Consider the following 9631-nt stretch of genomic DNA (forward strand, 5'->3'; position numbering starts at 1 on the left):
CCCCCACCCCCACGCCTACGAGCGACCCGACCGCCTCGCCGACGCCGAGCGTTGCGCCGGCCGTCGCGCTTCCGGGCGGTGACGCGGGGAATGGCGGGCTCGCCTCCACCGGCGTCCAGGTCACCCCGTGGGGCGTGGCCGCGTTCGGCTCGATCGTGATCGGTGCGGCGCTCGTGTGGATGGCCCGCCGGTCGCGCGCACGCGGAATGCTGTCGGTCGTCGCGCCCGCCCGGAAGTAGCCGACGTCGACCGCGAGGGCGGGTTGCTCCGGGTATCCGGCGCGGCCCGCCTCTCGCGTTCCGGGTGCGAGGCGTCAGAACAGCCGCGGAGCCCCCGACTCGGTGCCCTTCATCCCCTCGTAGTCGAGGGTGAGGCAGCGGATGCCGCGATCGGTCGCGAGCACGCGGGCCTGGGGCTTGATCTCCTGGGCGGCGAAGACGCCGGTGACCGGCGCCAGGAGCGGGTCGCGGTTGAGCAGTTCCAGGTAGCGCGTGAGCTGTTCGACGCCGTCGATGTCGCCGCGACGCTTGACCTCGATCGCGATCGTGCCGCCGTTGTCGTCGCGCAGCAGCAGGTCGACGGGGCCGATCGCGGTGGGGTACTCGCGGCGGACGAGCGTGAGGCCGTCGCCGACGACGGAGACCTGCTCGGCGAGGAGCCGCTGCAGGTCGGCTTCGACGCCGTCTTTGATGAGGCCGGGGTCGACGCCGAGCTCGTGGGTGCTGTCGTGGAGCACCTCGTAGATCTTCACGACCAGCGCGTCGCCGGACTTCTTGTGCGTCACGCGCCACTGCTCGACGACGCCGACGCTCGCGGCATCCTCTTCGGGCTCTTCGACGGTGAGCGTGCACGGCGGGCTCATCCAGTTCAGCGGCGCGTGCTGCACGTCGCGATGGAACGCGACGGTGCCGTCGGCCTTGATCATGACGAGACGGGTAGCGAGGGGGAGATGCGTGTTCAGTCGACCGGAGTAGTCGACGGAGCAACGGGCAATGACGAGGCGCACGGCTCCATTGTCCCAAGTCACGTCACCAGCGGTCACCAGATCGCTCACGGTCGGCACTGGGAACGATCCGCCGAAGACCGCCGACGGTGAGGTCAGCGAGGATCACGCGAGCTTCGCTGAGGTGGCTGATGTCATCCACCCGCGTAACCAGTTTCAAATCGTCCACCATGCGCAACAAGGTCTGCCACGCTGGCATCAGCGACCCGTTGAGCACCGCCGAGCGGGATCCCCCAACCCCGCACATGTGCATGCGCACCGAGGACGACGCCGGAAGCTGCAGCAGCCAGCGACCCGATGGGACGACCAGCGTGCGCGGGCAACCCAGCCAGCAGCGCCCGGCCTTGCACGCTTCGCATACCTGCGTGGTGCAGATATCTCGAGGCGAGCATCGTGGAGAGACCGAGTCGGCCAAATGAGGCGGGGGTGTCTGGGTATGCCGACCAACGGAGACAGCGCGAGCCAATGGGGCCTGCCCCGGGCGGGCAGGGCAAGCGAGATCGGTGGCATGCCGCCAGCGTGGCGAAACCACCGGCTCCCCGCCGGGGCAGACACGCCGACCTTCAGCGCAGCTTCGGCTGAGATGATGCCCGTCCCGTCGCGCGTGGGTCACGGCCACGATGTCTCATTTAACGTTCGTCAATCTTCATCTCGCGCTCGACTCCGGCAACATCCAAGAATCTTCGGCGGGAGAGAGTGGCCACCATGGTTCGAACCCGTGCACCTCGTCGGCTCGCCGCCTTCACGCTGAGCCTGCTCGCCGTGACCGTCCTCGCCACCCTGCTCACCGTGACCCTACTCAGTTCCACCTCTGGTCCGATGGATTCTGAGACGCCACGAGTGCAGGACCTGTCCGGGCGCGGATCCGATCCACGCGCTGACCTCGACTCGTTCGGCTTCACAAGCTTTGATGCGGGCACCATCCCCCAGGAGGGGGCGAACGCGCTTCCGAATGATTACGACCTGGCCTTCGCCGTGATGATGATCCCTCATCACCAATCAGCGGTCGACATGGCCGACATGCTGCTCATGACGGACGGCCTGGATCCTCTCATTCGGCAACTTGGCGAATGGATCATCAAGGATCAGAGGACCGAGATCGACCTGATGACCGAGTTCGTCGAGGCCTGGGATAAGGCGCATCCTGAGCTGGATGCCTGGCACCCGGATGAAGCTGCTATCGCCGCGGTGGGTGACGGCATGGGCGGAATGACACACGAGCACGGGACCATGGGGTCAAGCCCCGGCTTCGCCACCTACGGATTCCTCACTCAGATGATCCCGCACCATGAGGGGGCCATCGAGATGTGTCGAGTGACGCTCGTGAACGGCGTGAATGCGTTCGTGAAGTCGCTCTGCACGCACATCATCTCGGAGCAGGCCGTGGAGCTGGAAGCCATGGAGAAGCTCCTCCGCGACTACCCCTGAACGGATATCACTGTCCCGCGTCGCCCGGCTTGCCCAACTGTCTCATTTGAGGTTGCGCAAGCTTCACCGGGGACCCGATCGCGGCAACATTCGCGTCTTCTGCTTCCGTCAGAGTGCCTTCATGGTTCAGCCGCAGTCATTCCGTCGCCATCCGCTGGTGTGGGGTATCGGCGTCATCGGCGTCATCGCCGTCGTCGCCGTCCTCGCCGCTGTGCTCGTGTTCACCGCAGGAGGAGGGGGTGGTCGTGCGGAAGCCACGTCCGGTGCCGACCGGGTTGAAGCAGTTGAACGTGCGCTTACCGAACCCGTCCCCGGCATCCCCGACGGCATGCCGACCGAGAGACCGAACCAGTTGGGCCGTACCTCTGACCAGGCCTCGCCCGAAGAGATCGGGTACGCCCGCTACCTCGCCTACAAGGCGCAGGGCACGACTGCCACACGAGTCGACGGCACCCCGGGCTACGAGTTCATCGCGGCAGACGTGAAGACACAGGGAGTGCCGGCCGGTGAGCGCCACATCGAAGTCCTCTCATACGACTACTCGACCGACACCTCCATCCTGCAGGTGGTGGATCTGGTCGATGGAACAGTCACGGAGACCAGGGGAGGAGCTGCGACCGCGCCGCCGTCCGCTCGGGAGTCGCTCTTCGCGATGGATCTGCTCATCCGATCCGACGAGGCCACCGACATCCGCGCCGCCTTCGCAGAACGCACAGGAGAGGAGCTGACGAGTCCGAGTCAGGTCAGCTACGTGTCGTCTGCGCAGCTGCCTGCCGGAACCCGTTACCTCGCACCCCAATGCGAAGGGCACCGTTGCGTGGTCTTTCAACCGCATTTCGGCGCTGACGTCGCCCTCTACTACGGCGACGTGGTGGTGGATCTGTCCGCCTCGCAGGTCTACCGAGTTTCCTGACCGACCGCAAGCTCCACCATCAAGAGAAGGAAGAAACATGAAGCTAACCACACTCGTCGCAGCAGCGGCTGCAGCAGTGTTGTCCGTCGGGCTCGTCGGCTGTACCTGGGCATCGGAGCCGAAGAGCGCTGACGATGTAGCGGCCGTCTCGTTGCCGGATGACGAGTACGCCGGGGCCTTCTGCTCTGGCGACCAGCGCGTCACGACCACCTTCCGCACCGGAAGCACCTGGGATCTATGCTGGCGGCTCGACGATGTCGGCGGACTCACTCTCGAGAAGGTCTTCTTCCAGGGCGTCAACGACAAGCAGCCCATCCAGGTGCTCGACTCGGTCGCCCCCGTGACCATGACCGTTCCTTACGACGTCGGCACCACGGAGTACAACGACATGGGCTTCGGCGGCTGGGGCGCCGCCTCCGCGAACGAGATGACCGAGGCGGAATGCCCGACCGGCACCATCCACAACCTCACCGCCTCAGACTTCGACTACGGGGGCAATGAGGTTCTCGTCGAGGACAAGCCCACCGTCTGCCAGGAGGTCGTCGCCACCGGCTTGGGTGGACGCTCCGCGTGGGTCACGGACGAGGGGCCGTCCGAGTTGCTCGCCCCCGAGAAGCGCACCCTCACCACCTGGCAGGGCAGCGCACTCGTCATCTCCGCGAACACCGCAGTCGGCAATTACGAGTACTCATCGAAATACACCCTCCACGACACCGGCCAGATCGATGTCGCCCTCGGCGCAACAGGTGAAGTGAACGTGGCGCTCTGGGCAGATCAGCTCGAAGGCATCGACGAGGAGCGGTACGGCTGGCCGATCGGTGAAGGTCAGACGGACTACTCCCCGTCGCACTTCCACAACGGCGTGTGGAAGGTCGCATTCGCCATCGACGGCAAGGACGACCAAACAGTCGAAGAGCTCAACACGGCGTGGACGGGGGAATACGGCACACATTCGTCGCTGTACGAGACCACCCGCACCGTCCTTGACACGGAGACCTCGCGGATGAACGACTCGCTTCGGTCATGGCGTGTCTTCAACCCCAGCAGCCTCAACGACGACCAGCATCCGCGCGGGTACGCCATCGTCATGAACGAGAGTGCGGAGTACGAGGCGAACCCCGTCCTCCAGCCGACCGTCACATTTACCAACCGCAACGAGTGCGAGATCCAGCCGCTCCAAAACTCCGGCACTGGATGCGAAGGTGCCACGCTGCTGGACTTCACGAACGGGGAGACTCTCACCGATCCCATCGCCTGGGTGAACGTTGGGTTCCACCACGTCGTCCGCGACGAGGACCAGTCCCCGATGCCCATTCACTGGCAGGGCTTCACCCTCTATCCGCACGACTTCTCGGCTCTGTCGCCCATCGCGTTGCGGGCTGATCGCAATGGTTACATAGGCGAGAAGGATGCCGCGGCCGGGGCGACGAGCGAGGTCACGCCTGAATCAATCACGACACTCGCAGTGACCGGTATGACGGCTCGAGTAACGGTGTCGGCGACAGACGACGAGGGCAATGACGTCGTCCCGACGACCGGGTGGGTCACCATCCTCGAAGGCGACCTAGAAGTGACACGAGTTCCATTCACGCATGGTGCCGGCGGAGCGCTCGAGGTCGACCTCGGGGCGCTGAGCAGCGGCAGTCACGACCTGACCGCGAAGTACGTCGGTAGCAACCAGGTTCGCGGCAGTGTGTCCGATGCCGTGACTGTCGTCATCCCGTAACACCCAGGAGACACCAAGCGCGCACGCTGGTGGAGCCGGCGCCGGCCGCGCCGGCTCCACCACCGTGCTGTCGCTGTATGCAAGGAGATGAACGTGAGCGCCATCGGGGAAGCATTCCGACAGCCGCAGGAGGTCCCCGGAGTCTCGGCGCGCAACGAACTTCATGGACTCCGGAGAAGAACCGTGAGCCAGGTGGACATCGTTGCGCAATCTGTGGCATCCGTCGCACCCGTGATGTGGGCCCTGTCGACAGCGCTCGTCACCGGGGTCGTGGCCGAGCAAGGCGCATGGATCAGCATCATCCTGGCCGCGGCGATCTCATGGGGGGTAGCTCGGAGCTTCGGCGAGTTCGGCTCTCGCCTCGCAGGCTCCGGGTCGCTGTTCACCTTCGTCGCCAGATCGGGGTTCCGGTATGTGGCGCTCGTCGTTGCGCTCCTGCTCTGTACCGGCTACGGCACCTTCGCGATGGCTGGTCTCAGTCTGGCGAGCGGTCACATGCTCGCCATCGTTTCCTCGGAGGCGCCTTCCCGCGACAGCGCCGCGGACGGATTGACGATTATCGTCTTCGTGGCTCTCATCTGTCTGGGCATCATCGTGATGGGTGTGCGAGTCACCACTCGAGTGACACTCGTGACGGAGTCAGTAGGTCTGGTTCTGCTCGCCCTGCTGATCGTGGTTGCTCTGATGGATCACGGTGCCCCGGTGGGCGATCTGTTCAGTCTGCACGGCGTCGATTGGGCGAAGGTATCGGCTGGCACCGTAGTCATGGTGGGCGGATGGTTGGGGTTCGAGAGCAGCGCAGCACTTGGGGCTGAGGCGCGACGGCCACTCGCATCTGTGCCTCGCGCAATGACACTTGCGGTGCTGCTGGCAGCCGGCGTGTATCTGGCGGCGTGGTTCGCGCAACTCGCTCAGCTGACATTGGATCGTGGGACCAACGCCATCGTTCACCTCTCGCTGGCGATGTGCTTGCTGGCCGCAGTTACGGCGTTCTGGACGGCATTGACCAGGCTCTTTTTCCTCTTCGGCCGCGAAGTCATTCTTCCGTCCTGTCTTGGACGCACTCACCCGAGACTGCAGACCCCGCACATTGCGGCGATTGCCTCATTTGTCCCCGTTGTCTGTGGTGCGGTCATCTTCAACACCTTCGGAATCTCGACAGATGCCCTCGAGATGGTCGCCGCACCAGCGTTGATGCTCAGTTACGTCATTGCCACCGCGGTGCTGATCGTGTTTCTCGCACGCCTAGGGGAGCTGACCGCACCCGTGGCATTGCTTGCCGGAGTGTCGGCCTTGCTCATGGCCACCGTTCTCGCGGTGGACCTGAAGCTGGACTTGTCTGGCGGCAGCTGGCTTTCGCTGGCGACGGTGGTCGGCGCATGTGCTGCTGGATGGGCCTGGTGGTCCGTGCTCAGGTCGCGCAGGCCAAACGCATTGGACGACCTTGGCATGTACGACAGCGCTATTGCGGCGGACGTGCTCGGTGCCGAGAGCCGTTCGAACTGACATGCCCGTGGATGCGACGGGCGAAGTGCGTTGGAGTGACAACTTCAACGGGCGCCAGCCTGCAGCCGTCGCGTCCGCGTTTGCGGTTCTCGAGCAAGTGGCGCGGGCCGGTCCGGGAATAACCGCACGAGAGATAGCCGAAAGCCTGAAGATGCCGCGGGCAACTGCATATCGCCTCATCAAGCAGTTGACCGAGTCCGAGTACCTGGTCCGGACGCTCGATCTGCGAGGCTTCGCGCTAGGCAGTCGACTGGTGGAACTTGTGCGGTTGGGCTCCGACTCGGCTGATCCGGAACAACCTCTCCAGGAGTAGACGTGCCGACGCAGTTCACTCGACACGGAACCGTACACACGATCAGCAGTCGTCAGTACAGCAAGGCCAACTCACTCATTGCTCTCCTGCATGTGGTGGGGCTGCTCTGTCTAATCGAGGACGAGTAGCCCACCAAAGAAGAGGGGGCGCGAGGAACCAACTGGTAACCGGTCAAGTTGCCACCGATTCGTTCCTCACTCCCTCCGGCGCATCGTGGTGCGCCTCGGCCTCAGTCACGACATGACCGAGCTGCTCCTCGACGCGATCCGCGAGGAGGTCGCGTTCCTCGAGGACCTGAGCGCCCCCATCCCGCGCAAACGACCCACGACCGGCTTCGCACACTGAACCGGGCGTGAACCGCGGAAGACAGCGTCAGGCCTGCTGGGCGGGCTCAGCCTCCGCGTCATCCGCGACCACGAGGGGCTTCGCGGCCCCCGAGAAGAGCCCGGATGCCACGATCAGGCCGACCACGATCAGCAGCGTGTTCAGCAGGCCGATGTGGTCGCCGATCCACCCGAGGATCGGCGGGCCGCACAGGAAGGCGACGTAGCCGATCGTGGCGGCGGCCGCGACGCGCGAGGCTGCCTGGGCGGGGTCGTCGGCGGCGGCCGACATGCCGATGGGGAAGCCGAGCGAGGCACCGAGACCCCACAGGGCGGCGCCGATGTAGACCAGCGGCCCGAAGGGAGCGACGATGAAGAGCAGGAGGCCCGCGGCGGCTGTGACCGCGAGGATGCGGAGCACCCACACGCGCCCGAAACGGTCCACGACCGGCCCGCCCGCGAGACGTCCGAGGGTCATCGCGACCGAGAACACCGCCAGAACGGCCGGGCCCGCTTCTTCGGGGGCGCCGTGGCCGAAGACGACCGCCGAGGGGAGCCAGTCGTTCGCGCTGCCCTCGGCGAAGGCCATGCCGAGCATGATGACGCCGAGCGTGTAGGTCCGCGGCTCGCGCCATGCGGACAGGGACTCGCCGAGCCGCTCGCGCCAGTGCGCGCGCTGCGCGGCGGGCGCGGCATCCATGGCCGTCTCCCGGGCGGGCACGTTCGCGATCGCCACGACGGCCACCACCGCGATCACGATGCCCATCGCGACGCAGTGCGCGATCACGTCGACGTTCCCGCGCACGGCGAGGAAGCCGATCCCGGCCCCGATCACGGTGCCGAAGCTGAAGAACGCGTGCAGCAGCGGCATCACGGTGCGCCCCGTGGCCTTCTCGAGGGCGGCGCCCTCGACGTTCATCATGACGTCGACGGATCCGTTGCCGAACCCGAACAGGGCGAGACCGACGAGGGCGACGCCGAACAACTGGAGCGTGTCCGATCCGAGCCCGATGATGACGACACCCACGGCGACGCACGCGAGCGCCGCGAGCATGCCCCGACGCGCACCCAGCCGGGCCATGATGACGGGCGCGACCGACAGGCCGATGATGGATGCCACCCCCATGCCCAGCAGCAGCAGGCCGACGCCGGAGTTCTCGATGCCGAGGGACTCGCGGATCGCGGGCACTCGCGACGCCCACGTCGAGATGCTCAGCCCGCTCGCGAGGAAGATCGCGCAGATCGCGATGTACCAGCGCACGAGGCGCGCACGGGTGAGCACGGAATCCATGTCGCCAGAGTATCGAGGATGGTCCCGCAGATCGAATCGATTCGAGACGGCGGGGAGGGGAGGTACGATCAGGCGGTGAGCACGCGCCGCGCCACCATCAGCGACGTCGCCCGAGAGGCGGGCGTCTCCGCGTCGACGGCATCGGTGGTCTTCAGCGGCAACACGCCGACCTCCGAAGCCACGCGGGCCCGCGTGCTCGCCGCGGCCGCGAAGCTCGGCTACACCGGGCCCGACCCCCGAGCGGCCTCGTTGCGCCGCGGCAGATCGGGGATCGTCGGCGTCGTCTTCGACCAGCACCTCGGAACCGCCTTCCTCGATCCCGTCACCACGCACATGATGGACGGCCTCGCCGACGGCGTCTCCCGTCTCGGGGCGGCGCTGCTCCTCCTCCGCGATGACGGCGAGATGGTGCGCGAGCCCTCGCTGCAGACCGCTCCGATCGACGCCGCCGTGCTGATCGGCTGCAGCCCGCGCCTGCGCGACTCGCTCGAGATCGTGCGGGCCCGCGGCATCCCCGTCGTCGTCGTCGAGGGCGATGCCGGGCCGGGCGTTCCCCGCGTCCTGCTCGACAACGTCGAGGCCCAGCGCGAGGCGGCCCGGTATGTGGCCGATCTCGGTCACCGCGACGTCGTGCTCGTCACTCTCCCCGTCGACATCGAACGACGCCGCGGGTGGATCCCCGATGACGCCGTCGTCAGCGTCCACGTGACCGCCGATCGCCTCGCCGGTGCGCGTGAGGTCTTCCCACAGGCCCCCGCGCTGGCCGCTGCCGGCAGCTCGATCGACGAGGGTGCGATCGCCGGGCGCGCGATCTTCGCCGATCCCGACCGGCGTCCCACCGCCGTGATCGCGCAGACCGACCTGCTGGCCGCCGGGGTCATCCGGGCCGCCGAAGAAGCCGGTCTGCGCGTGCCGCTCGATGTCAGTGTCACCGGCTTCGACGGTGTCGTCGTGGATGGTCTCGCGCCCCACGTGCTCACGACGCTCGTGCAGCCGGCCACGGCCAAAGGCCGGGCCGCCGGCGAGGCCGTGTCGGCGATGATCGAGGGATCCACGCCCGCCGGTCTCGACCTCACGTGCGTCTTCCGAGTGGGCACGACGACCGCCCCGCCGCGTACCACATGAGGT

General features: G+C 66.5%; 9 protein-coding genes and 1 pseudogene. 7 read left to right on the plus strand and 3 right to left on the minus strand.

The window, feature by feature from the left end; all coding sequences use genetic code 11:
- Positions 1–239: pseudogene (locus FE256_RS18130) on the plus strand (hypothetical protein); the annotation flags it as partial.
- A gap of 74 nt (positions 240–313) precedes the next feature.
- Here the strand turns inward: FE256_RS18130 and nucS are convergent.
- The gene (gene nucS / locus FE256_RS06835) at positions 314–1006 is read right to left on the minus strand and encodes an endonuclease NucS (protein WP_138174074.1); all 693 of its coding nucleotides are present in this window, start codon (positions 1004–1006) and stop codon (positions 314–316) included.
- A 22-nt stretch (positions 1007–1028) separates the two neighbouring features.
- Positions 1029–1202, minus strand: a complete 174-nt coding sequence (locus tag FE256_RS18135; protein ID WP_171024243.1) for a hypothetical protein — start codon at positions 1200–1202, stop codon at positions 1029–1031.
- A 506-nt stretch (positions 1203–1708) separates the two neighbouring features.
- Between FE256_RS18135 and FE256_RS06840 the strand changes: the two genes are divergently transcribed.
- From FE256_RS06840 to FE256_RS06860, 5 genes are all read left to right on the plus strand, one after another.
- A complete protein-coding gene (locus tag FE256_RS06840; protein WP_138174076.1) occupies positions 1709–2431 on the plus strand; it encodes a DUF305 domain-containing protein in 723 nt (240 codons plus the stop codon).
- Positions 2432–2552: 121 nt separating this feature from the next.
- Positions 2553–3344: a hypothetical protein gene (locus FE256_RS06845; protein WP_138174078.1), complete on the plus strand. Its 792-nt coding sequence runs from the start codon at positions 2553–2555 to the stop codon at positions 3342–3344.
- A gap of 37 nt (positions 3345–3381) precedes the next feature.
- A complete protein-coding gene (locus tag FE256_RS06850; protein WP_138174080.1) occupies positions 3382–5070 on the plus strand; it encodes a copper amine oxidase in 1689 nt (562 codons plus the stop codon).
- 93 nt (positions 5071–5163) lie between these two features.
- Positions 5164–6576: an APC family permease gene (locus tag FE256_RS06855; protein WP_171024244.1), complete on the plus strand. Its 1413-nt coding sequence runs from the start codon at positions 5164–5166 to the stop codon at positions 6574–6576.
- Between the two features lies 1 nt (position 6577).
- Complete coding sequence (locus FE256_RS06860) at positions 6578–6889, plus strand: helix-turn-helix domain-containing protein (RefSeq protein WP_138174084.1); 312 nt, start codon at positions 6578–6580, stop codon at positions 6887–6889.
- 372 nt (positions 6890–7261) lie between these two features.
- On the opposite strand, the gene FE256_RS06865 is transcribed toward FE256_RS06860, so the two are convergent.
- On the minus strand, positions 7262–8503 hold the full coding sequence (locus tag FE256_RS06865) for an MFS transporter (protein WP_138174086.1): 1242 nt from the start codon (positions 8501–8503) through the stop codon (positions 7262–7264).
- A 75-nt stretch (positions 8504–8578) separates the two neighbouring features.
- On the opposite strand from FE256_RS06865, the gene FE256_RS06870 reads away from it, so the two are divergent.
- A complete protein-coding gene (locus tag FE256_RS06870) occupies positions 8579–9628 on the plus strand; it encodes a LacI family DNA-binding transcriptional regulator (RefSeq protein WP_138174088.1) in 1050 nt (349 codons plus the stop codon).
- Positions 9629–9631: the final 3 nt, after the last annotated feature.

It is taken from the genome of Microbacterium sp. 5K110 (assembly GCF_005774735.1).
GTDB lineage: Bacteria > Actinomycetota > Actinomycetes > Actinomycetales > Microbacteriaceae > Microbacterium.

Bases quoted from the DNA above. Each gene is read 5' to 3' on its own strand.
- FE256_RS06865 (WP_138174086.1), bottom strand. From the start codon at position 8,503: ATGGATTCCGTGCTCACCCGTGCGCGCCTCGTGCGCTGGTACATCGCG.
- FE256_RS06860 (WP_138174084.1), top strand. From the start codon at position 6,578: ATGCCCGTGGATGCGACGGGCGAAGTGCGTTGGAGTGACAACTTCAAC.
- FE256_RS06845 (WP_138174078.1), top strand. From the start codon at position 2,553: ATGGTTCAGCCGCAGTCATTCCGTCGCCATCCGCTGGTGTGGGGTATC.
- FE256_RS18135 (WP_171024243.1), bottom strand. From the start codon at position 1,202: ATGCCAGCGTGGCAGACCTTGTTGCGCATGGTGGACGATTTGAAACTG.
- FE256_RS06840 (WP_138174076.1), top strand. From the start codon at position 1,709: ATGGTTCGAACCCGTGCACCTCGTCGGCTCGCCGCCTTCACGCTGAGC.
- FE256_RS06850 (WP_138174080.1), top strand. From the start codon at position 3,382: ATGAAGCTAACCACACTCGTCGCAGCAGCGGCTGCAGCAGTGTTGTCC.